19 protein-coding genes are annotated in these 21695 nt (G+C 65.2%); 12 read left to right on the forward strand and 7 right to left on the reverse strand.

What is annotated here, in order from left to right; translation table 11 throughout:
- Positions 1-2: 2 nt before the first annotated feature.
- Genes napF through ACTRWG_RS15730 form a run of 5 tightly spaced genes read left to right on the forward strand, consistent with a single transcriptional unit; the run spans position 3 to position 4435 of the window.
- Positions 3-518 (forward strand): ferredoxin-type protein NapF, encoded by a 516-nt coding sequence (gene napF, locus ACTRWG_RS15710; RefSeq protein ID WP_027236078.1) that lies wholly within the window; start codon positions 3-5, stop codon positions 516-518.
- Positions 515-793, forward strand: coding sequence for a chaperone NapD (locus ACTRWG_RS15715; protein WP_027236079.1), 279 nt, complete (start codon positions 515-517; stop codon positions 791-793). Before napF ends, ACTRWG_RS15715 begins: the two co-directional genes overlap by 4 nt.
- The gene (gene napA, locus ACTRWG_RS15720; RefSeq protein WP_260028769.1) at positions 790-3288 is read left to right on the forward strand and encodes a nitrate reductase catalytic subunit NapA; all 2499 of its coding nucleotides are present in this window, start codon (positions 790-792) and stop codon (positions 3286-3288) included. The genes ACTRWG_RS15715 and napA overlap by 4 nt, the downstream gene beginning before the upstream one ends.
- Before the next feature lie 8 nt (positions 3289-3296).
- Positions 3297-3767 carry a nitrate reductase cytochrome c-type subunit gene (locus ACTRWG_RS15725; protein WP_027236081.1) on the forward strand — a complete coding sequence of 157 codons (471 nt, stop codon included), beginning with the start codon at positions 3297-3299 and terminating at the stop codon, positions 3765-3767.
- Entirely contained in the window at positions 3767-4435 is a 669-nt protein-coding gene (locus ACTRWG_RS15730; protein ID WP_027236082.1) for a NapC/NirT family cytochrome c, read from the forward strand. The genes ACTRWG_RS15725 and ACTRWG_RS15730 overlap by 1 nt, the downstream gene beginning before the upstream one ends.
- A 220-nt stretch (positions 4436-4655) precedes the next feature.
- Here ACTRWG_RS15730 and trhO read toward each other — a convergent pair whose 3' ends face one another.
- Positions 4656-5567 carry an oxygen-dependent tRNA uridine(34) hydroxylase TrhO gene (gene trhO, locus ACTRWG_RS15735; RefSeq protein WP_462829571.1) on the reverse strand — a complete coding sequence of 304 codons (912 nt, stop codon included), beginning with the start codon at positions 5565-5567 and terminating at the stop codon, positions 4656-4658.
- A gap of 179 nt (positions 5568-5746) precedes the next feature.
- Here trhO and pncA point away from each other — a divergent pair, with 179 nt between their 5' ends.
- The 3 genes from pncA (at position 5747) to pncB (ending at position 10028) form a co-directional block, all read left to right on the forward strand.
- Positions 5747-6343 carry a bifunctional nicotinamidase/pyrazinamidase gene (gene pncA / locus ACTRWG_RS15740; protein WP_260028767.1) on the forward strand — a complete coding sequence of 199 codons (597 nt, stop codon included), beginning with the start codon at positions 5747-5749 and terminating at the stop codon, positions 6341-6343.
- 69 nt (positions 6344-6412) lie between these two features.
- Positions 6413-8674, forward strand: a complete 2262-nt coding sequence (locus ACTRWG_RS15745) for a PAS domain-containing hybrid sensor histidine kinase/response regulator (RefSeq protein WP_462829573.1) — start codon at positions 6413-6415, stop codon at positions 8672-8674.
- A 64-nt stretch (positions 8675-8738) separates the two neighbouring features.
- Positions 8739-10028 carry a nicotinate phosphoribosyltransferase gene (gene pncB, locus ACTRWG_RS15750; RefSeq protein WP_027236086.1) on the forward strand — a complete coding sequence of 430 codons (1290 nt, stop codon included), beginning with the start codon at positions 8739-8741 and terminating at the stop codon, positions 10026-10028.
- Between the two features lie 82 nt (positions 10029-10110).
- On the opposite strand, the gene ACTRWG_RS15755 is transcribed toward pncB, so the two are convergent.
- The 5 genes from ACTRWG_RS15755 to ACTRWG_RS15775 are packed head-to-tail and all read right to left on the reverse strand — an operon-like array spanning position 10111 to position 15379.
- Positions 10111-11568, reverse strand: a complete 1458-nt coding sequence (locus ACTRWG_RS15755; protein ID WP_462829574.1) for an aldehyde dehydrogenase family protein — start codon at positions 11566-11568, stop codon at positions 10111-10113.
- On the reverse strand, positions 11561-12034 hold the full coding sequence (locus ACTRWG_RS15760; protein ID WP_027236088.1) for a GNAT family N-acetyltransferase: 474 nt from the start codon (positions 12032-12034) through the stop codon (positions 11561-11563). The genes ACTRWG_RS15755 and ACTRWG_RS15760 overlap by 8 nt, the downstream gene beginning before the upstream one ends.
- Positions 12031-13623: an ABC transporter ATP-binding protein gene (locus ACTRWG_RS15765; RefSeq protein ID WP_027236089.1), complete on the reverse strand. Its 1593-nt coding sequence runs from the start codon at positions 13621-13623 to the stop codon at positions 12031-12033. The genes ACTRWG_RS15760 and ACTRWG_RS15765 overlap by 4 nt, the downstream gene beginning before the upstream one ends.
- Positions 13620-14435, reverse strand: a complete 816-nt coding sequence (locus ACTRWG_RS15770) for an ABC transporter permease (protein WP_027236090.1) — start codon at positions 14433-14435, stop codon at positions 13620-13622. Before ACTRWG_RS15770 ends, ACTRWG_RS15765 begins: the two co-directional genes overlap by 4 nt.
- A complete protein-coding gene (locus ACTRWG_RS15775; RefSeq protein ID WP_027236091.1) occupies positions 14432-15379 on the reverse strand; it encodes an ABC transporter permease in 948 nt (315 codons plus the stop codon). Before ACTRWG_RS15775 ends, ACTRWG_RS15770 begins: the two co-directional genes overlap by 4 nt.
- 174 nt (positions 15380-15553) lie before the next feature.
- On the opposite strand from ACTRWG_RS15775, the gene ACTRWG_RS15780 reads away from it, so the two are divergent.
- A complete protein-coding gene (locus ACTRWG_RS15780; protein ID WP_462829576.1) occupies positions 15554-16678 on the forward strand; it encodes an acetoin utilization protein AcuC in 1125 nt (374 codons plus the stop codon).
- A gap of 109 nt (positions 16679-16787) precedes the next feature.
- Here the strand turns inward: ACTRWG_RS15780 and ACTRWG_RS15785 are convergent, their stop codons facing one another.
- Complete coding sequence (locus ACTRWG_RS15785) at positions 16788-18266, reverse strand: ABC transporter substrate-binding protein (RefSeq protein ID WP_027236092.1); 1479 nt, start codon at positions 18264-18266, stop codon at positions 16788-16790.
- A gap of 164 nt (positions 18267-18430) precedes the next feature.
- Here ACTRWG_RS15785 and panB point away from each other — a divergent pair, with 164 nt between their 5' ends.
- From panB to glpK, 3 genes are all read left to right on the forward strand, one after another.
- Complete coding sequence (gene panB, locus ACTRWG_RS15790) at positions 18431-19261, forward strand: 3-methyl-2-oxobutanoate hydroxymethyltransferase (protein ID WP_027236093.1); 831 nt, start codon at positions 18431-18433, stop codon at positions 19259-19261.
- An 8-nt stretch (positions 19262-19269) separates the two neighbouring features.
- Positions 19270-20130: a pantoate--beta-alanine ligase gene (gene panC, locus ACTRWG_RS15795; protein WP_027236094.1), complete on the forward strand. Its 861-nt coding sequence runs from the start codon at positions 19270-19272 to the stop codon at positions 20128-20130.
- A gap of 67 nt (positions 20131-20197) precedes the next feature.
- Positions 20198-21688, forward strand: a complete 1491-nt coding sequence (gene glpK, locus ACTRWG_RS15800) for a glycerol kinase GlpK (RefSeq protein ID WP_027236095.1) — start codon at positions 20198-20200, stop codon at positions 21686-21688.
- Positions 21689-21695 lie beyond the last annotated feature (7 nt).

Below are 21695 nucleotides of genomic sequence, written 5' to 3' on the forward strand. Positions count from 1 at the left end.
CGATGCCAGCCCATGCCAGCACAGCCCCTTCCCGGCGCGCCTTCCTGACCGGACGGGTCGCCCGGCCCGAGCCGGAGTTCCGCCCGCCCTGGACCGATGAGGCCCGGGTGCAGGCGCATTGCACCAGCTGCAATGCCTGCGCGGAGGCGTGCCCGGAAGAGATTATCGAGATCGACGGCCGGGGCCGCCCGCGGATCCGTTTCCGCGGCGGTGAATGCACTTTCTGTGCCGCCTGCGCCGAGGCCTGCCCGGAGCCTGTGTTCGACCTGGAGCAGCCCGCGCCCTGGCCGGTGACCGTGGACATCGGCAGCAGCTGCCTGCTGTCTGCGGGAATCACCTGCCAGCTGTGCACCGACATCTGCGACCCCCGCGCCCTGCGGATGGATCTGTCTGTCCGTCCGGCAGGCGCCATCCAGGTGGACGCCAGTGCCTGCACCGGCTGCGGTGCCTGCCTTGCCACCTGTCCCAACAACGCAATCGCGATCCGCGACCCCCGCCAGCAAAGGAGCCCCGGGTGACAGAAGAACTGCATATCTCCAGCCTGCTGGTGCGCAGCAACCCGGAGCAGATGGAGGCCGTTCTGGCCGAAATCAAATCCATGCCGCGCGCCGAAATCTCGCAAACAGACCCCTCGGGCAAAATCGTCGTTTTGTTCGAAGCGGACAGTGACCGCGCCATTGGCGATGCCCTGGCCAAAATCCAGCTTCTCGACGGCGTCGCCAGCGCGGCGCTTGTCTTCCATCAGACCTGCGATGCCCAGGAACTCGCCCTTCAAGAAGGAACCCCTCAATGACCGGAATTACACGCCGTGACGCCATCAAGGCGCAGGCCGCGGCAGCCGCGGCTCTTGCCGCCGGGCTGCCGATCCCCGCGGCAGCGCAGAATCTTGTTACCGACGCCAGCCTGACCGAACTGAAGTGGTCCAAGGCAGCCTGCCGTTTCTGCGGCACCGGCTGCTCGATCATGGTGGCCACCAAAGCGGGCCGGGTGGTTGCCACCCACGGCGACACCCAGGCAGAGGTCAACCGCGGCCTGAACTGTGTCAAAGGCTACTTCCTGTCCAAGATCATGTACGGCGCCGACCGCCTGACCACGCCGCTGCTGCGCAAGACGGGCGGCGAATACGACAAGAACGGCGAATTCACCCCGGTCAGCTGGGATGAAGCCTTCGACGTCATGGCTGAGAAGTGGAAGAAGACCCTGGCCGAAAAGGGCCCCGAGGGCATCGGCATGTTCGGCTCCGGCCAGTGGACCGTCTGGGAAGGCTATGCGGCCTCCAAGCTGATGAAGGCGGGCTTCCGCTCCAACAACATCGACCCGAACGCGCGCCACTGCATGGCCTCTGCCGTGGGCGGCTTCATGCGCACCTTCGGCATCGACGAGCCGATGGGCTGCTATGACGACTTCGAGAACGCCGACGCCTTTGTGCTGTGGGGCTCGAACATGGCAGAGATGCACCCGATCCTGTGGACCCGCATCACCGACCGCCGCTTCAGCCACCCGCACGTCAAGGTGGCGGTGCTGTCGACCTTCACCCACCGCAGCTTTGACCTGGCCGACATTCCGGCGGTGTTCACACCGCACTCTGATCTGGTGATCCTGAACTACATCGCCAATTACATCATCCAGAACGACGCGGTGCATAAGGATTTTGTCGGCAAGCACGTCAACTTCAAGCGCGGCAACCAGGACATCGGCTATGGCCTGCGTCCTGAGCACCCGCTGGAACAGGCAGCCGAGAACGCCGGCAAGGCCGGCGGTGCCTCGGACATGACCTTTGAGGAATTTGCCGAGTTCGTTTCCGAATACACGCTTGAAAAAGCGGCGGAAATGTCCGGCGTCCCGGCCGAGACGCTGGAGAAGATCGCCAAGCTTTATGCCGATCCCGACACCAAGGTGATGTCGCTCTGGACTATGGGCGTCAACCAGCACACCCGCGGTGTCTGGGTGAACAACCTGCTCTACAACATCCACCTGCTGACCGGCAAAATCTCCACCCCCGGCAACTCGCCGTTCTCGCTGACCGGCCAGCCGTCGGCCTGCGGCACCGCGCGTGAGGTCGGCACCTTCTCGCACCGCCTGCCGGCTGACATGGTGGTCAAGAACCCCGAACACCGCGCTTATGCCGAAAAGATCTGGAAGCTGCCCGAAGGCACCGTTCCGGGCTGGGTCGGCTCCCACGCGGTGAAGCAGAACCGCGACCTGAAGGACGGCAAGATCAACTGCTACTGGGTGCAGGTGAACAACAACATGCAGGCCGCCCCCAACATGATGGAGGAAGGGCTGCCGGGCTACCGCAACCCCGACAACTTCATCGTGGTGTCGGACGCCTATCCGACGGTGACGGCAGAAGCCGCCGACCTGATCCTGCCCGCCGCCATGTGGGTGGAGAAGGAAGGCGCCTACGGCAACGCCGAACGCCGCACCCAGTTCTGGTATCAGCTGGTCAACGCACCGGGCGAATCCAAGTCCGACCTGTGGCAGCTGGCTGAATTCTCCAAGCGCTTCACCACGGATGAGGTCTGGCCGGCCGAAATCCTGGACGCCAACCCCGAGTACAAGGGCAAGACCCTGTTCGAGGTGCTGTTCGCCAACGGCAAGGTCGACAAATACGAGCTGTCCGAGAAGGCCCGCGAATACGGCAACCACGAATCCGAGGACTTCGGCTTTTACATCCAGAAGGGCCTGTTCGAGGAATACGCCGAATTCGGCCGCGGCAAGGCGCACGATCTGGCGCCCTTCGACACCTACCACGAGGTGCGCGGCCTGCGCTGGCCCGTTGTGGACGGCAAGGAAACCCGCTGGCGCTTCAAAGAAGGCTCTGACCCCTACGTCAAACCCGGCTCGGACTATGAGTTCTACGGCAAGCCCGACGGCAAGGCGGTGATCTTTGCACTGCCCTATGAGCCGCCGGCGGAAAGCCCGGATGAGGAATACCCGATGTGGCTGACCACCGGCCGGGTTCTGGAGCACTGGCACTCCGGCTCGATGACCCAGCGGGTGCCGGAGCTGTATCAGGCGGTGCCGGATGCGCTCTGCTATATGCACCCGGATGACGCCAAGGCCCAGGGCTTCCGGCGCGGCACCGAGGTGCGGGTGATCTCGCGGCGCGGCGAAATCCGCACCCGGATTGAAACCCGCGGCCGCAACAAGCCGCCCAAAGGCCTGGTCTTTGTGCCCTGGTTCGATGCGCGCCGGCTGATCAACAAGGTCACGCTGGACGCCACCGATCCGATCTCGAAACAGACGGACTTCAAAAAATGCGCAGTCCGTATCGAAGCAGTGTGAGGCCCGTCATGAAACATCTCCGTCTCGCCATCCTGGCCGCACCGATCCTGCTGGCTTCGGCCGCCTTCGCCCAGAACCAGGTCGCCACGCTGCGCAACACCGCGCCGCTGGACGCGCAGGGCGAAGCCACTCAGATCCCCGGCATCGTCAACACCGACATCCGCCAGGTGCGCAACTACCCGGATCAGCCGCCGCTGATCCCGCACAAGACCGACAACTACCAGGTCGATCTGAACTCCAACAAATGCCTGACCTGCCACAGCCGCACGGCTGTGGAAGTCAGCCAGGCGCCGATGATCTCGGTCACCCACTTCATGAACCGCGAGGGCCAGACCCTCGGCGCGGTCAGCCCGCGGCGCTATTTCTGCACCCAGTGCCACGTGGTGCAGACCAATGCCCGGCCGCTGGTCGAGAATGAGTTCGTCGATGTGGACAAGGTGCTGGACTACGTCCATTCCAAACAGGGCGGGTCTGACTGATGTGGGGTTTTCTGAAACGTCTCTGGTGGATCATCAGGCGTCCCAGCGCCTATTTCTCGCTCGGTTTCCTGACCATGGGCGGCTTTGTGATGGGCATCATCTTCTGGGGCGGCTTCAACACCGCACTTGAGGTCACCAACACTGAGGCCTTCTGCACCAGCTGCCACGAAATGCGCGACAACGTGTTCGAGGAGCTGAAGCCAACGATCCACTATTCCAACCGCTCCGGTGTGCGGGCCTCCTGCCCGGACTGCCACGTGCCGCACAACTGGACCAACAAGATCGCCCGCAAGATGCAGGCCTCCAAGGAGGTCTGGGGCAAGATCTTCGGCACCATCAACACGCGGGAGAAGTTCCTGGAGCACCGCCTGGAACTGGCGCAGCACGAATGGGCGCGGCTTGAGGCCAACGACTCGCTGGAATGCCGCAACTGCCACTCCGACGAGTCGATGGACATCACCCGCCAGTCCAAGCGGGCGGCGGACGCGCATGAGCGCTTCCTGTTCACCGGCGAAAAGACCTGCATCAGCTGCCACAAGGGCATCGCCCACCAGCTGCCCGATATGGCCGCAGCCGAAGGCGAAGACCACGCGGGCCTGCTGGCCCCGGCCCACGGAGCGGGCCTCCTGGCCAGCACCCGCAGTTATCTGGGCCTGAGCAGCGACTGACGCTGCAGTACCGGAAGACAAAAAGGCCGCTGTCCCGACGGGCAGCGGCCTTTTTCATGCCTTGCAATTGTAGTCACTGGCCCGTCGCGCCAGCGGCGGGCACGCGCCTGCCCGCCCCACGGCGGGCGCGTTCCGCCCCCGCCCGGGCAGACGCTCACCGCAATACGGTAAGGTGGCCGAACAGGTGCAGCACCCTTGCCTGTCTGTTTCCGCGCACGGCTTACAGCGGGATGCTGCCCAGGTGATCCTCGCCGCGCTCGCGCGCCAGCTTCATCTGCTTCTGCCGCTCGCGGAACCGCGCCTTGTCCTCTTCCGAGGTTTCATCAATGCACAGGTGGCAGCTGACGCCCTGCTCAAACTCGGGACGCGCCTTGTCCTCCGGCAGGATCGGGCGGCGGCAGCCGTGGCACAGCTCATGCGGGCCTTCCACCAGCCCGTGGCCGACCGACACCCGGTTGTCGAACACAAAGCATTCGCCTTCCCAGGTGCTGTTCTCGGCGGGCATTTCCTCCAGATACCGCAGGATGCCGCCCTTCAGGTGATAGACGTCCTCCACCCCCTGGCCCAGCAGGTAGTTGGTCGATTTCTCGCAGCGGATGCCGCCGGTGCAGAACATCGCAACCCGCTTGTTGTGAAAGCGGTCCTTGTTCTCCTCCCACCAGGCGGGGAAGTCGCGGAAACTTTCGGTCTTGGGGTCAATCGCGCCCTCAAAGGTGCCGATTGCTACTTCGTAATCGTTGCGGGTGTCGATCAGCACCACATCGTCCTGCCGGATCAGATCGTTCCATTCCTCCGGCTCGACGTAATGCCCGACAGACGCCAGCGGATCCACGTCCGGCTGGCCCATGGTGACGATCTCTTTCTTCAGCCGCACCTTCATCTTGCCAAAGGGCGGCTCGGCCGCGGTGGCTTCCTTCCAGTCCAGCGCCGCGCAGCCCGGCAGGGATTTGATATGGGCCAGCACCGCATCAATGCCTGCGCGCGGGCCGGCGATGGTGCCATTGATCCCCTCCTGCGCCAGCAGCAGCGAGCCCTTGACGCCTTGCGCCTGGCACAGCTCCAGCAGCGCCGGGCGGATGGCGGCGGGATCGGGAAAACGGGTGAAGTGATAGAGGGCAGCAATCGTGTACATGCCCCGGCCTTAGAACCATGGCGCGCGGTTTTCAAGACCAAGAACCACCTGCGCGCGGCCAATAAAACAAGGGCGTTGCATGTATGTTTTCACCTGCGCCGGCCCGCCGCCCGCCAGCGGGAGTTCCCAAGCGGCACTTGTCCCGTTACAAATTGTGCAAGCCAGCAAAGGAGTTGCCGATGACCCAGGCCCTGATCGTTGTGGATGTGCAGAATGACTTCTGCCCGGGCGGCGCATTGGCCGTGCCTGGCGGGGATGAGGTGGTGGCCCCCATCAACGCGATGATGGACCGGTTTGACGCCGTGATCCTGACCCAGGACTGGCACCCGGCGGGGCATTCCTCTTTCGCCTCTGCGCATCCGGGCAAGTCCCCGTACGAGACAGTGGAGATGCCCTATGGGACCCAGGTATTATGGCCCGATCACTGCGTGCAGGGCACCGAGGGGGCGGCCTTCCACAAGGATCTGCGCACCGATGGCGACCTGATCATCCGCAAGGGCTTCCGCCCCGCAATCGACAGCTATTCCGGCTTTTTCGAGAACGACAAGGCCACGCCCACCGGGCTGGAGGGCTACCTGCGCAGCCGGGGCATAACCCGGCTGACTCTGGCCGGACTGGCCACCGATTTTTGCGTTGCCTTCACGGCGCTGGACGCCGCCCGGCTTGGGTTTGACGTGACGGTTGACCTGGCCGCCTGCCGGGCGATTGATCTGGACGGCTCGCTGCAGGCGGCCCTGGACCAGATGAAAGAGGCAGGCATTGCGCTTCAATCCTGAGTTGACTTGCCGGAAAATTAACAAAAGCCGGCCTATGCTGTGCGGACTCACCGACGGCAAGGCGTTTTGATGGATATTACGGACGGGGCCGCCACCGGCCCGCTGGCCAGCTACTACAAGCGGTACGGCTCGCTGGAGCTGCTGCTGCGCTACGCCCGCGGCCGTGTGCGGATGTTCTGGGGCCGCCAGCTCTACGTGGGAATGGCGTTTCTTGTTCTGGGGCTGATCGTCCCGTTTCATTATGCGCTGCTGGCCTATGCCGTGACCTGTGCCGGGGATGCGGTGGATTGCTTGCTGCTGCGCCGGGCCGGACACCTGGCCAGCCGCGGGATGAGCGAGGGCGTCTTGCGGCTGCTGACAGCGCTGACCGCCCTCCTGCACGGGCTGGCGCTCAGCGCGGCTGCGTCGCTTCCGTTCTGGGTTGAGTTACAGTCCCTGCAGCCGGAGGCCCATGCAGAGCCGCTGTTCACGGTCGGCCTGCTTCTGGGCTCGGCAATCAATGCCGGGCTGGTGCTGCCCTACCATCCGCAGGCCGTCATCGCCAAACTGGTCACCTATGCGGCTCTGCCGGTTGCCTTCCTCATGTTCCCGATCCTTGAGGCCCCGGAAATGGCGGCATCTTACCAGCTGCATCTGGCCGGTCTGCTGGTGTTTTATACGTCCTATTTATGGTTCCTCGGCTTTGTCAGGCGCAACTTCAGCCGGACGCGCGCCAACATGCTGGCGCAGGCCCAGCAGCAGCAGGAACTGGAAGCCGCCTATGCTGAACTCTCCGCTCAGCAGATGCAGGCCAAACGCCTGGCGCTGGTCGCGGAAAACGCCAATGACAGCGTGATGCTGATGGACCGGGAGGGGCGGATCACCTGGGTCAACGAGAGCTTCACCCGCATCACCGGCTACTCCTTTGACGAGGCGCTGGGCCGGCTGCCCGGCGACTTGCTGAACAGCGGCAAGACCGATTCTGCCACCATCAGGCTGCTGCAGGACAGCGTCCGCAAGGCCCGTCCGGTGCGGGTGGAAATCTGCAACCGGCGCAAGGACGGGCAGCACGTCTGGATCGAGACCAGCCAGGTGGCAATGCGCAACAGCGACGGGGAACTGGAAACCCTGATCGCGGTGGAACGTGATATATCTGCCGCCAAGGAACACGCCCGGCAGCTGGAAGAGGCGCGGATCGCGGCTGAGGAAGGCGCCCGTGCCAAGGCGGAGTTCCTGGCGACGATGAGCCATGAGATCCGCACCCCGATGAACGGGGTGATCGGCATGGCGCAACTGTTGCGCGACAGCGGCCTGAACGAAGAACAGGACCTTTACGCCGGCGCCATTCTCAGCTCGGCGGATACCCTGCTGATGCTGATCAACGATGTCCTGGATTTCTCCAAAATGGATGCCGAGGGGGTCGCCCTCAGCCGCACTGATTTTGACCCGCGCGCCTGTTTCGAGCAAACCATGCGCCTGCTGGGTGCTGAGGCGGAAGCCAAGGGGCTGGATCTTCTGCTGGACATCAAGGAGCGCGTGCCGGCACAGCTGCACGGCGATGACCGGCGGATCCGCCAGATCCTGCTGAACCTTGCCGGAAACGCGATCAAGTTCACCGAACACGGCCGCGTGCTGGTGACGCTGGATGCCGAACCGGCAGAGCAGGGCTTCGATCTGGTGTTTTCCGTTGCTGACACCGGGATCGGTATCCCCAAGGATATGCTCTCCAAGGTGTTCGAACGCTTCTCCCAGGCGGATGCCGCCATCAGCCGCCGCTTTGGCGGCACTGGTCTCGGGCTCGCCATTTCACGCCGTCTGGCAGAGGCGATGGGCGGCAGCATTACGGTGAATTCCGAAGTGGGGCTGGGGTCCTGTTTTACCGTGCGGCTGCAATTGGATCCGCCCCGGGCAGAGCTGGCAGCAGTGCCCGCCGCTGCGCCGCAGGCGGGCGGCATGGCCGCTCTGGAAGGGCTGCGGGTACTGGTGGCGGAAGATAACGCAGTGAACCGGGTGCTGATGGAGAAATTTCTGCAGCCCACCCCGGCGGAGGTGGTCTTCGCCGAAAACGGGCGCGAAGCGGTTGCGCAGTTCGAGGCGTTTGCCCCGGATATCATCCTGATGGACATGTCGATGCCGGAGATGGACGGGCTGGAAGCCACCCGCGCGATCCGTGCCTTGGCGCGGCCGCAGCCCGCAATTGTTGCGCTGACGGCAAACGCCTTCGACTCCGACCGCGAGGCCTGCCTGACCGCCGGCATGGACGAATTCATGAGCAAACCCGTCAACCGCGGCAAGCTTCTGGACCTGCTGGTGCAATTGGCGCCGCAGGCGCAGTCCCGCCGCGCGGGCTGATTTCCTTTGCCCCCGCAGGCGCGCTATCCTATCAAACAATGACTCCCTAAGCACGAGGCCGCCGGTGGATATTGCAACCCGCGTCTATAATCACAAATGGAAGATCGACCCGATCATCCGGTCGCTGATCGACACCGATTTCTACAAGCTGCTGATGTGCCAGTCGGTGTTCCGCAACAAGCCGGACACCACGGTGACTTTCTCGCTGATCAACCGCTCCACCCATGTGCCGCTGGCCCGGCTGATAGACGAGGGCGAGCTGCGCGAACAGCTGGACCACATCCGCTCGCTGTCGCTCAGCCGCGGCGAAAGCACCTGGCTGCGCGGCAATACCTTCTATGGCAAACGCCAGATGTTCCGCCCGGATTTCATGGAGTGGTTTGAGGGCCTGCGCCTGCCGCCCTACCATCTGGAGCGCAAGGGCGATCAGTATGAGCTGACGTTCGAGGGCAAATGGCACGAGGTCATGCTGTGGGAAATCCCGGCGCTTGCGGTGCTGATGGAGCTGCGCTCGCGCGCGGTTCTGGACAAGATGGGCCGGTTTGAGCTGCAGGTGCTCTATGCCCGCGCCATGACCCGCGTCTGGGAAAAGATTGAGCGCCTGCGCGAGATTGACGGCTTGACGATTGCCGATTTCGGCACCCGCCGCCGCCACTCCTTTCTGTGGCAGGACTGGTGCGTGCAGGCCATGATCGAGGGGCTGGGAGAGAAGTTCACCGGCACCTCCAACTGCCTCATCGCCATGCGCCGCGAGGTGGAGGCGATCGGCACCAATGCCCATGAGCTGCCGATGGTTTATTCGGCGCTGGCGGACAGCGACGCGGACCTGGCGCAGGCCCCCTATGACGTGCTGTCCGACTGGCATGATGAGCACGAGGGCAACCTGCGCATCATCCTGCCCGATACCTATGGCACCCAAGGCTTCCTGGACCGCGCTCCGGACTGGCTGGCGGGCTGGACCGGCATCCGCATCGACAGCGGCGACCCGGCCAAGGGCGCCGAGGTGGCGATCAACTGGTGGAAGGAGCGCGGCGAGGATCCGGCGGAAAAGCGGGTGATCTTCTCCGACGGCCTCGACGTGCCGCAGATCCAGGACCTGCACGCGCAGTTTTCGGGCCGCACCAAGGTCTCTTTCGGCTGGGGCACGTTGCTGACGAACGACTTCCGCGGCCTGGTTCCGGACGATGCGCTGGCGCCTTTCTCGCTGGTCTGCAAGGCGGTTGCCGCCAATGGCCGGCCGACGGTGAAACTGTCCGACAACCCGGAAAAGGCGATGGGCCCGCCGGAGGAAATCGCGCGCTACAAGCGCGTGTTCGGTGTCGGAGAGCAGGAGCGGCAGGACGTTATCGTCTGAGGGCACAGGAGGGGGCGCTGCCCCCTCGGCCTGGCGGCCTCACCCCCGGAGTACTTGGGAAAGATGAAAGAGGCGCGTGTCCTCAGCCGTGATGCGCCGCCACGGTCTTGAGCTGCGAAAACCCGTAGAGCGCCTCAAAGCCTTTCTCGCGCCCGTGTCCGGACTTCCCGACCCCGCCAAAGGGCAGCTCCACCCCGCCGCCGGCCCCGTAGTTGTTGAGGAAGACCTGGCCCGCCCGCAATTTCTTCGCCAGCCGCATCTGCCGCGCCCCGTCGCGGGTCCAGACGCTGGCGACCAGCCCGTAGTCAGTGGCATTGGCAACCCGCAGCGCGTCCTCTTCTGTGTCGAACGGGATCAGCACCTGCACCGGGCCAAAGATCTCCTCCCGCGCCAGCGCATGATCCTCCGGCACGTCCGCAAACAGGGTAGGGCGCACATAGGCGCCGCTTTCCGGCGCCTGGCTCACAATTTGCCCCTGTGCCGCCACGGGCAGGTCTGCCCCCTGTTTCAGATACCCTTCGACAATCTGCTTCTGCCGGGCAGAGATCAGCGGCCCGACCCGCAGATCCTCTGCCGCCGGACCCACGGTCAGCGCGCCATAGGCCTCCGCCATGCGCGTCTTCACCTCCTCATACACCCCGCGCTGGACCAGAATGCGCGAGGAGGCCGAACAGGTCTGGCCCGCGTTCTGGATGCCTGCATTGACCAGGAACGGCAGCGCAGCGTCCAGATCGGCGTCGTCAAACACGAGCTGCGGGGATTTACCGCCCAGCTCCAGCGTGACCGGCACCACATTGGCCCCCGCCGCCTGCTGCACCAGCGCCCCTGTGCGCACCGACCCGGTGAATGAGATGTGATGCACGCCGGGATGCCCGGCCAGCGCCGCCCCGGCCTCAGCCCCCAATCCCGGCACCACGTTCAGAGCACCCGCGGGCAGCCCGGCCTCCATGGCGATATGGGCGAATGCCAAGGCGGTCAGGCAGGCTTCCTCTGCCGGTTTCAGCACGCAGGCATTGCCCATCGCCAGGGCCGCGCCGACGGACCGGCCGATGATCTGCATCGGATAGTTCCAGGGCACGATATGGCCTGTGGCCCCATGCGGCTCGCGCAGGGTATAGACGGTGTAGCCGTCCAGATAGGGGATGGTCTCCCCCATCACCTTGTCCGCCGCGCCGCCGTAGAACTCGCAGTAGCGCGCCAGCGCCACCGCATCGGCGCGGGCCTGGGTCAGCGGCTTGCCCACATCCATTGCCTCCAGCGCAGCCAGCAGCTCCACCCGCTCCAGCACGAACTGGCCGATCCGGTTCAGGATGCGGCCCCGCTCCAGCGCGGTCATGCGGCCCCATCCGCCGTCCAGCGCCGCCTGTGCCTCCTGCACCGCGGCCTCGATATCCGCCGCGCCGCCGCGGGCGATGTGGCAGATTTCGCTGCCGTCCGAAGGGTTCACCAGCGGCAGGGTGCCGCCGCTGGCCGCGGGCATCCACTTGCCGCCAATCAGGCAGAGTGCGGGGTCGAACCATAGCGGGGAAGTGTCAGTCATCATGCGCTCCTGCGATGTCGAAGCTGTAGCTTTTAATCTGATGTTCGGTGAAGGGTGCGCCTTCGCGCAAGTCCCGGATGCCGGGCATGGCGCTGAGGCTGGTGCCCCAGAAGGCCACCGCCTCACGCGAGTGTTTCGAAAGCCCCATGCGCCAGCGGCCCGGAAACTCGCGCAGGATGATCCGGGCAGCCTGCTGGCCCCAGCCCAGGCGGCGGTGCTGCGGCAGGATGCAGAATTCCGACAGCTCGCGCCGGTCGTCGGGCAGGTTCAGCACGATGGCAAAGCCGATGCGCTGGGTGTCCTTGCGGATCCAGAAGGCGGTCACGTCCTTGCGGTTCAGCATCTGGCCTGCGCGGACCGTCGGGTCGATGGCGGCATCGGGCGCCACCTCTGCAAAATAGGGCGCCAGCGCCGCTGCCAGCAGCGCCTGCTCCCGCGGCACGATCAGCGACAACGCCAGGCTCATGCGGCCCCCTGATCCAGATCCGGCAGCACCGGCGCGGCGGCGATCAATTGGCGCGTGTAGGGGTGCTGGGGATTGGAAAACACCTCTTCAGTCCCGCCCTGTTCGACGATTTCGCCCTTTTGCATCACCAGGCAGCGGTCTGTGATCGTGCGCACCACGCTCAGGTCGTGGCTGATGAACAGATAGGTGAGGCTGTAGGCCGCGCACAGCTCTGCCAGCAGGTCGAGGATGCGGGCGCGCACCGAGACGTCCAGTGCCGAGACCGCCTCGTCAAAGATGATCAGCTCCGGCCTTGTGATCAGGGCGCGGGCAATGGCGATGCGCTGGCGCTGCCCGCCGGAGAACTGGTGGATGTATTTGCCGGCATCCTCCGGTTTCATCCCGACGGCAGTCAGGGTTTCGGCGATCAGATCCCTGCGCGCGGCGCCAGAGGGCGGATCGGGCAGCATATGGAAGGGTTCGGTGATCAGCCGGTCCACCCGGTGGCGCGGGTTGAAGCTGCCGTAAGGATCCTGAAACACCACCTGCATCTTGCGCCGGATCGCGGGATCCAGCTGAGTCGTCACAGGTGCGCCATCCAGCCGGATCTCCCCGTCCTGCAGCGGCTCCAGACCCAGAATTGCCCGTGTTAGTGTCGACTTGCCGCAGCCGGACTCACCCACCAGTCCCAGCCGTTCACCGCGGTTCAGGGTAAAGGAGACATCATTCACCGCCCGGAACGTGCCGGGTTTGGCAAACAGCGACGGGCGCGGGGTTTTGTAGTCGCGGACAGCCCCTTTGACCTCCAGCAGCGGGGCCGGGGCGGGCGGATCGGGCAAGGCCACCTTGTGGTTCGAGGCCGCGAACAGCATCCGCGTGTAGGGGTGGCGCATATTGCGCAGCAGCCAGCCGGTGTGGCCGGTCTCCACCACCTCGCCATGGCGCATGACGACGATCCGGTCGGCCAGATCCGCGACCACCGCCAGATCGTGGGTGATAATCAACAGCCCCATGCCATAGTCCTGCACCAGATCCTTCAACAGGCCGAGGATCTGCGCCTGTGTGGTCACGTCCAGCGCCGTCGTCGGCTCATCCGCGATCAGCAGCTTGGGGCGCAGGGCGATAGCCATGGCGATCACCACCCGCTGGCGCTGGCCGCCCGACAGCTCATGCGGATAACGGCTGAGCGGGAAGCGGTCCTCCGGCAGCCCGACCCGCTCCAGCACTTCGCGGGCGCGGGCCTCGGCTTGCTCGCGCGGCATCGCCTTGTGGATCAGGATGGTTTCCATCACCTGCGCACCGATGGTCTTGACCGGATTGAGCGCCGTCATCGGCTCCTGAAACACCATGCCGATGGACTGGCCGCGCAGGACGCACATCTGCGTCTCGGACTGGTCCAGCAACTGCGTGCCGTTCAGCGTGACATAGCCCTTGGCCCGGGCCCGCTCAGGCAGCAGTTGCATCACCGCCAGCGCGGTCATCGACTTGCCAGAGCCGCTTTCGCCGGTGACAGCGACGATTTCGCCCGGCTCGATGTGGAATGAGACATCCTTCAGCACCGGATAGCAGCCGATGTCGAGTGACAGATGGGTTACATCCAGCAGGGTCATGTCCGCGCCACCCGCAGTTTCGGGTCCAAATGGTCGCGCAGCCCGTCGCCCAGCAGGTTCAGCCCCATCACCGTCAAGATGATCGCGGTGCCCGGCACCAGCGCCAGATGCGGCGCAAAGCTGACCATGGTCTGCGCATCGGCCAGCATCCGCCCCCAGCTGGGGGTTGGCGGCTGCGCGCCCAAGCCGACATAGGACAGGCCCGCCTCGGCCAGAATGCCAAGCGAGAACTGAATTGTGCCCTGCACGATCAGCAGATTAGTGACGTTGGGCAGGATATGCTCCGCTGAGATCCGCGCCGCGCTTTTCCCGGCAACGCGGGCGGCCAGGATGAATTCCCGCTCCCAAAGGCTTAGTGCCGCGCCGCGGGTGATGCGGGCAAAGACGGGGATGTTGAAGATCCCGATGGCGATAATTGCGTTGATGGCGCCAGCCCCCAAAACAGCAGTGATCAGGATCGCAATCACCAGCGAGGGGAAGGCAAAGACCAAGTCATTGCCGCGCATGATCATCTCATCCAGCCAGGAGCCTTTGCGCGCCGCCGCTGTCAGCCCCAGCGGCACGCCAGCGCCCATGCCGATGCCAACCGCGACCAGGGCGACGGCGATGGAGGTGCGCGCGCCCACCATGATCATCGACATCAGGTCCCGCCCGAAATGATCGGTGCCCAGCCAGTGCTGCGCGTTTGGGGTTTGCAGCTTGGCCGGGATGTTCATCGCAGTGTGGTCAAACGGCGTCCAGACAAACGACACCAGCGCCGCCAGCAGCACCAGCGAGGAGAGAACAGCGCCAAGGATCAGGTTGCGGGTCATGCCCGGCTCCTCAGCCGCGGGTCCACCAGCGCATAGGCGAGATCGACCAGGAAGTTCACCGTGATGACGGCAAAAACCAGCAGCATCACAACCGATTCCACCACGATCAGATCGCGCGCGGAAATCGCCTGGAACACCAGCCGTCCAAGGCCGGGCAGAAAGAACACCTGCTCGATGATGATGGCGCCCGCCAGCAGGAAGGAGAATTGCAGGCCGATGATCGTCAGCACCGGGATCAGGGCGTTGCGCACCCCGTGCCGCCACAGCGCTTGGCGCCGGGTCAGACCCTTGGCGCGGGCGGTGCGCATGAAATCCTCACCCAGGATATCCAGCAGCGCCGAGCGCATGACGCGGGTGAGAATCGCCGCCTGCGGCAGGGCCAGCGCAATGGCGGGCAGGGTAAGGGCATGCAGCCCGGCCCAAATCCCCGCCTCCCAGCCCGGAAACCCGCCGGCCCCGAACCAGCGCAGGTTGATGGCAAAGATCAGCACCAGCATCATCGCAAACCAGAAGTTCGGGACTGCCACCCCCAGCTGGGTCGCGCCCATCACCGCCATGTCGCCCGGCTTGCCGCGGCGGGCGGCGGCGTAAATGCCCGCGGGAAAGGCGATCAGCGTCGACAGCGTCAGCGCAAAAAGCGCCAGCGGCAGCGACACCCACAGCCGGTCGGCGATCATCCCCGCAACCGGCGTCCGGTAGGTGTAAGAGGTGCCGAAATCGCCGCCCAGCATCCCTGCCACCCAACTGAGGTAACGGGCGGCTTTGCTTTGATCCAGACCCAGCTCCGCCCTCAGGGCCGCCACCGTGTCCGCCTGCGCATTGACGCCCAGCATGAACGATGCGGGGTCGCCGGGCGCCACCTCCACCACAAGGAAAATCACCAGCGAGGCAACAGCCAGGCTGAGGATCAGCGATAACAGGCGTTTCAGGGCGTAACGCAGCATAGCCGCCACGTTAGGAGCGCGCGGCGGTGCGGTCCAGAGGGGCGCGGCGGCAAAACAGCCGCGGAGTGTAATAAAGGCGCAGCGTCAAAGGGTTGGGGCGGAACTGCCGGTGCGGGGCGGTATGGCGGCAAGCAGGGCTTCCGCATGCAGGCAGGAGCAGGCTATCACTGTGCCATGCTGTCCCGCCCCCTGTTCATCGGTTCGGAAATCTACCGCACCTCGTCCTATGGCCGTACCCATCCCTTGCGGGTGCCTCGGGTGTCTACCGTGATGGACCTCTCGCGTGCGCTGGGCTGGCTGCCGGATGCGGTCTATGTGAACTCACCCCGCGCCAAGCCCGCGGCGCTGACGGTCTGGCATACGCCGGACTACGTCGCAGCACTGCAGGCAGCAGAAGCGGCGCAGGCGGTGAGCGAAGCGGTGCGCGCGCGGCATCATCTTGGCACCATCTCCAACCCGGTGTTCCCGGAAATCTTCCGCCGCCCGGCCACGGCTGCGGGCGGGTCGATCCTGGCGGGGGAGCTGCTGGCGCAGGGCGGCATCGTCTATAACCCCGCGGGCGGCACCCATCATGGGATGCCGGACCGGGCCAACGGCTTTTGCTATCTGAACGACCCGGTTCTGGCGATGCTGTCGCTGCGCCATCACGGCGCGCAGCGGATCGCCTATGTGGACATCGACGCGCACCATTCCGACGGGGTGGAGCACGGCTTTGCCGGCGACGCGGATGTGCTGATGATCTCGGTGCATGAGGAAAACCTCTGGCCGAAGACCGGCACGCTGGAGGAGGACGCGGGCGGTTCCGCCCTGAACCTGCCAGTGCCGCGCGGTTTCAATGACGACGAGATGGCCCATATCCGCGATGCACTGATCCTGCCGGCGGTAGAGGCGTTCCGGCCGGATGCCATCGTGCTGCAATGCGGGGCGGATGCCGTTACCGAAGATCCGCTGCCGCATCTGGACCTCTCGAACAACGCCCATTGGGCGGTGGTGCGGGCGCTGATGGGCATGGCGCCGCGCTATCTGGTGCTGGGCGGCGGCGGCTATAACCCGTGGTCGGTCGGGCGGCTCTGGGCCGGGGTCTGGGCCGCGCTGAACGGCTTCGAGGTGCCCAAAAGGCTGCCGGCGGCGGGCGAGGCGATCCTGCGCGGGCTGGAGTTCAACGGCAACCGCCTGGGCCGCAACCCGCCGGAGCATTGGTTTACTACATTGCGCGATCAGCCGCGGGGTGGAGAGGTGCGGCAGGAAATCCGGGAACGCGTGCAGTTCTTGCGAACAAGACGCAGGCTTCAAAGTTAGCACCGCCTGGCCGCAGGCCGGGCAGCGCCCGTCCCGCCCCCCACGGGGCGGGCGCTTCGCTTCCCACCCCGCCGGGACGGGCGCTGCCCTTCGTGAACAGGGGCGATCGCTACTCCGCCCAGCTGATCGCCGTCAGGTCAATGGCCGCTGTCGGCGCGTTCTCCCACAGCCCCTGCAGTCCGGCTTTGGCCACGCCCAGTTTCGCCAGCTGGAACAGGTAGCCGTTCACATAATCCGCCGCGATCATCTCCTGCGCCTCCTGCAGCAGCGCGGTGCGGCTGTCCGGGTCGGTGGTCGCGTTCAGCTTGGCCATCAGTTCCTGAACCGCCTTGCTGTCATACTGAAAGTAATACTCGGGCCGGGCATAGATCCCGATGTCCATCGGCTCGGTATGGCTAACGATGGTGAGGCCAAAGGTCTTGCCGCGGAACACGGTCTCCAGCCATTGCGCCCATTCGACGTTGATGATCTCGGCCTTGATCCCCACCGCAGCCAGCTGTGCTGCGATGATCTCTCCGCCGCGCCGCGCATAGGAGGGCGGCGGCAGGTGCAGGGTGGTCTCGAACCCCTCCGTGAAACCGGCCTCCGCCAGCAGCGCCTTGGCCTGCTCCGGGTCATAGGCGGACATGCCGGTCAAATCCTTGTAGGCCGGATGGTGCGGCGCAAAATGGGTGCCGATCGGGGTGCCGTAACCAAACATGGCGCCGTCGATGATCGCCTGCCGGTCGATGGCATGGGCCAGCGCCTGGCGCACCCGGATGTCGTCAAACGGCGGCTGCTTGTTGTTGGTCGACAGGATCGTCTCACCCTCGGTCGAGCCGACCAGCACCTGGAACCGCGGATCGGCCTCGAACTGCGGCAGATTCTCCGGCGCCGGGAAGTTGTCGAAGGCGTCGATATCCTCCGCCATCATTGCGGCGAACGCAGCGGTCGGGTCCGAGATGAACTTGAACTTGGCCGAGGCCAGCGCGGGCTGCTCCCCCCAATAGTCCGGGTTGCGCGCCAGCGTGATACGGTCGCCCTGCACCCATTCCTGGAACGTAAAGGCGCCGGTGCCGACCGGATTGGTCTTGATGTCCTCAACGCTTTCGGGTGCCACGATCACCGCGTCGCCCCAGGCAAGGTTGAAGAGCAGGCTGCCGTTCGGCGCCTCTAGCGTGATCCGCACCGTCTGCGGGTCTACCGCCTCGACCGCTGTAATCCCCTCAAACAGCGCCTTCTGCGCATTGGTGCTGTCCTCGGCCCGGGCGCGGTCGAGCGAGAATTTCACGTCTTCCGCATCCATCGCGCTGCCGTCGTGGAAGGTCACCCCCTCCCGCAAGCGGAACGTATAGACGGTGCCGTCCCCGGAAATTTCCCAGCTTTCCGCCAGCCCCGGCACCACGGAGCCATCGCCCATGAACCGGGTCAGCCCCTCGAAAATGTTGCTGTAGACAACCGAGTCGATGGCCTGCGCGGCAGCACTGGTCGGGTCCAGATGCGGCGGCTCCAGCTGCATGGCGATGGTGACGCTGTCCTTGGCCCAGGCGCCGCCCGCCGCCAGGGCCAATGCGGAACCGGCCGCAAAAACAAGTGATTTCAATGCCATTGGAAAACTCCCCGTGTACAATCTGCGGGCCGTGTTCGGCGCCTATTGGAAACGAGTTTCCCTGTTTCCCAAGCGTAATCAAGGGTGGGGGACATTTCGCCCACTGGAAGCACGCGGCGTAAATTGATAATCCGTGCCCACTCTTGAACCGCGGACAGGAAGCCATGAGCGCAACAGCCAAGAAACAGGCGCCCAACGCCGAAGACATCCGGGCCCGCAAGGGCGGAACCCCTTTGGTGAGCCTGACGGCCTACACCACGCCGATGGCGCGGCTGATGGACAAGCACTGCGACTTCGTGCTGGTCGGCGACAGCGTCGGCATGGTGCTGCATGGGCTCACCTCCACTCTGGGCGTGACGATGGAGATGATGATCCTGCACGGCCAGGCGGTCGCGCGGGGGCTCAGCCAGGCGATGCTGGTGATCGACATGCCCTTCGGCAGTTACGAGGAAGGCCCGCAGCAGGCGTTCCGCAACGCTGCCCGGCTGATGGCGGAAACCGGCTGCGCCGCGGTCAAGCTGGAAGGCGGCGTGGAGATGGCCGAAACCATCCGCTTCCTGGTCAAACGCGGCATCCCGGTGATGGCCCACATCGGCCTGACGCCGCAGTCGATCAACACCCTGGGCGGCTACAAGGTGCAGGGCCGTGACGCGCAGGCAGAGGCAGTGCTGGCCGATGCCCGCGCGGTCGCCGACGCCGGGGCCTTCTCAGTTGTGCTGGAAAAGGTGCCGCAGAAACTGGCCGACAAGATCACCGCAGAGGTCGCGATCCCCACCATTGGTATCGGCGCCAGCGCCGGCTGCGACGGGCAGATCCTGGTGGTTGATGACATGCTGGGCTTCTTCACCGCCTTCAAGCCGAAGTTCGTGAAACGCTACGCCGACCTTGGCCCGCTGGCAGAGGCCGGCATCTCCGAATACGCCGCCGAAGTGCGGGCGCGGACCTTCCCCGCGGCAGAGCACGTCTTTGCCGATCAGGCGCCCTCCAAAGGATGACTGCTGACATGACTGCCCCGATCCTGCGCCGCCTGGCTGATCTGCGCGCCAAGACGGCGGACTGGCGCCGCGCTGGTGAAACCATCGGCCTGGTGCCGACGATGGGGGCGCTGCACGCAGGCCACCTGTCGCTGGTGGAGGCCGCCAAACAGGCCTGCGACCGGGTGATCGTGACCATCTTTGTGAACCCCAAGCAGTTCAACAACGCCGAGGATCTGGCGAATTACCCGCGCACCGAAAACGAAGATGCGGAAAAGCTCGCGCCCTATGGCGTTGATCTGATCTATGTGCCGGACCCGGATCAGATCTACCCCGATGGCTATGCCACCAATGTCTCCGTCGGCGGCAGCATCACCGCGGTGATGGAGGGCCCCTTCCGCCCCGGCCATTTCGACGGGGTTGCGACGGTAGTGGCCAAGCTGTTCCTGCAGACCAGCGCGGACAAGGCGTTTTTCGGCCAGAAGGACTATCAGCAGCTGATGGTGGTGACCCGCATGGCCCGCGATCTGGATATCCCGATCGAGGTGATCGGCTGCGAGACCGTGCGCGAGCCGTCGGGCCTTGCCATGTCCTCGCGCAACCTGCTGCTGCCGGAAGAGGCGCTGGCCAAGGCCGCGGCCCTGAACGCGGCCATGCGCGAGGCGGCCGCCAAGGCCACCGCCGGCGAACCCTGGGAACCGCTGGAAGCCGCCGCGCGCCAAGCGCTGGCTGAGGCAGGGTTCGGCGACGTGGAATACTTCGACCTGCGCTGCGCCGAAACGCTGGAGGCACTGGAGACCCCCTCCCGTCCTGCCCGTCTTCTGGCCGCCGCCTGGCTGGATGGCATCCGTCTCATCGACAATATCGCGGTTCCTCAACTAAATTCTTAGTAGGGGCTGGCAGCGGTAACACTTTTACGTTTATGCTCTCCGGTCAGAGGAGACTGGAGGGCAGCCGATGACCTATATTCTGGCAATTGATCAGGGCACCACGTCGACCCGGGCAATCCTGTTTGATGCGGGAATGCAGGTCGCGGGCACCGCACAGCAGGAATTCACCCAGCATTACCCGCAGGCGGGCTGGGTGGAGCATGACCCGGAGGAGATCTGGGAGACCACCGTCGCGGTCTGCCGCAAGGTGATGGCGGACCTGGATGTTTCGGCCAAGGAGATTGCCGGCATCGGCATCACCAACCAGCGCGAAACCACCGTGGTCTGGGACAAATCCAGCGGCAAGGCCATCCACAACGCCATCGTCTGGCAGGACCGCCGCACCGCCGCCATCTGCGAGGAACTGCGCGCAGCGGGCCATGCTGACATGGTGGCTGACCGCACCGGTCTGCTGCTGGACCCTTATTTCTCCGGCACCAAGGTGAAATGGATCCTCGACACGGTTCCGGGCGCGCGGGACCGGGCCTCGGCGGGGGATCTGCTGTTCGGCACCGTCGACAGCTTTCTGATCTGGCGCCTGACCGGCGGCGCCTCCCACGTGACAGACGCCACCAATGCCGCGCGCACGCTGATGTATGACATCCGCAAGGGTCGCTGGAGCCGCACCATCAGCGATCTTCTGGACGTGCCGCAGCAGATGCTGCCGGAGGTGAAGGACAGCGCCGCGGACTTCGGCACCACCGACCCGGAAATCCTGGGCGGCGCTGTGCCGATCCTTGGCGTGGCGGGCGACCAGCAGGCGGCCACCATCGGCCAGGCCTGTTTCCAGCCGGGAATGATGAAATCCACCTATGGCACGGGCTGCTTTGCCCTGTTGAATACCGGCGATCAGCCGGTTGTGTCCAAGAACCGGATGCTGACCACCATCGCCTATCAGCTGGACGGCAAGCCCACCTATGCGCTGGAAGGCTCGATCTTCATCGCCGGCGCTGCGGTGCAATGGCTGCGCGACGGGCTGGGCATCATCGAACAGGCTGCTGAGTCCGGCGAACTGGCCCTGCGCGCCGACCCGGGCCAGGACGTGATCCTGGTGCCCGCCTTCACCGGCCTCGGCGCACCCTATTGGGAGCCGGAATGCCGCGGCGGCATGTTCGGCCTCACCCGCAACTCCGGCCCCGCGGAATTCGCCCGCGCCGCGCTGCAAAGCGTTGCCTACCAGACCCGCGATCTGTACGAGGCGATGCGCTCCGACTGGGAGGACGACAGCCACCACACCGTGACCCTGCGCGTCGACGGCGGCATGAGCGCCAGCGACTGGACGATGCAAAGCCTGTCGGACCTGCTGGGCGCAGCCGTCGACCGCCCGGTGATGCAGGAAACCACCGCGCTGGGCGCCGCCTGGCTGGCGGGGATGCGGGCCGGGATCTATCCGGATCAAACCGGCTTTGCCGACACCTGGAAGCTCGACCGCCAGTTCGCGCCGCTGATGCAGCCCGCTGCGCGCGAGGCAGCATATGCCCGCTGGCAGCGCGCGGTGCAGGCGGTGATCGGGGTATAAAGCAGCA

The sequence above is a fragment of the Leisingera sp. G5_S3_59_S7 genome (genome assembly GCF_054968485.1).

What these genes read in the sequence shown, in the direction of transcription:
- ACTRWG_RS15785 (WP_027236092.1), bottom strand. Translation starts at nt 18,266, where the DNA reads ATGGCATTGAAATCACTTGTTTTTGCGGCCGGTTCCGCATTGGCCCTG.
- ACTRWG_RS15775 (WP_027236091.1), bottom strand. Translation starts at nt 15,379, where the DNA reads ATGCTGCGTTACGCCCTGAAACGCCTGTTATCGCTGATCCTCAGCCTG.
- ACTRWG_RS15755 (WP_462829574.1), bottom strand. Translation starts at nt 11,568, where the DNA reads ATGACTGACACTTCCCCGCTATGGTTCGACCCCGCACTCTGCCTGATT.
- panC (WP_027236094.1), top strand. Translation starts at nt 19,270, where the DNA reads ATGACTGCCCCGATCCTGCGCCGCCTGGCTGATCTGCGCGCCAAGACG.
- ACTRWG_RS15770 (WP_027236090.1), bottom strand. Translation starts at nt 14,435, where the DNA reads ATGACCCGCAACCTGATCCTTGGCGCTGTTCTCTCCTCGCTGGTGCTG.
- ACTRWG_RS15765 (WP_027236089.1), bottom strand. Translation starts at nt 13,623, where the DNA reads ATGACCCTGCTGGATGTAACCCATCTGTCACTCGACATCGGCTGCTAT.
- ACTRWG_RS15725 (WP_027236081.1), top strand. Translation starts at nt 3,297, where the DNA reads ATGAAACATCTCCGTCTCGCCATCCTGGCCGCACCGATCCTGCTGGCT.
- napF (WP_027236078.1), top strand. Translation starts at nt 3, where the DNA reads ATGCCAGCCCATGCCAGCACAGCCCCTTCCCGGCGCGCCTTCCTGACC.
- trhO (WP_462829571.1), bottom strand. Translation starts at nt 5,567, where the DNA reads ATGTACACGATTGCTGCCCTCTATCACTTCACCCGTTTTCCCGATCCC.
- napA (WP_260028769.1), top strand. Translation starts at nt 790, where the DNA reads ATGACCGGAATTACACGCCGTGACGCCATCAAGGCGCAGGCCGCGGCA.
- pncA (WP_260028767.1), top strand. Translation starts at nt 5,747, where the DNA reads ATGACCCAGGCCCTGATCGTTGTGGATGTGCAGAATGACTTCTGCCCG.
- glpK (WP_027236095.1), top strand. Translation starts at nt 20,198, where the DNA reads ATGACCTATATTCTGGCAATTGATCAGGGCACCACGTCGACCCGGGCA.
- ACTRWG_RS15745 (WP_462829573.1), top strand. Translation starts at nt 6,413, where the DNA reads ATGGATATTACGGACGGGGCCGCCACCGGCCCGCTGGCCAGCTACTAC.
- panB (WP_027236093.1), top strand. Translation starts at nt 18,431, where the DNA reads ATGAGCGCAACAGCCAAGAAACAGGCGCCCAACGCCGAAGACATCCGG.
- ACTRWG_RS15780 (WP_462829576.1), top strand. Translation starts at nt 15,554, where the DNA reads ATGCTGTCCCGCCCCCTGTTCATCGGTTCGGAAATCTACCGCACCTCG.
- ACTRWG_RS15730 (WP_027236082.1), top strand. Translation starts at nt 3,767, where the DNA reads ATGTGGGGTTTTCTGAAACGTCTCTGGTGGATCATCAGGCGTCCCAGC.
- ACTRWG_RS15760 (WP_027236088.1), bottom strand. Translation starts at nt 12,034, where the DNA reads ATGAGCCTGGCGTTGTCGCTGATCGTGCCGCGGGAGCAGGCGCTGCTG.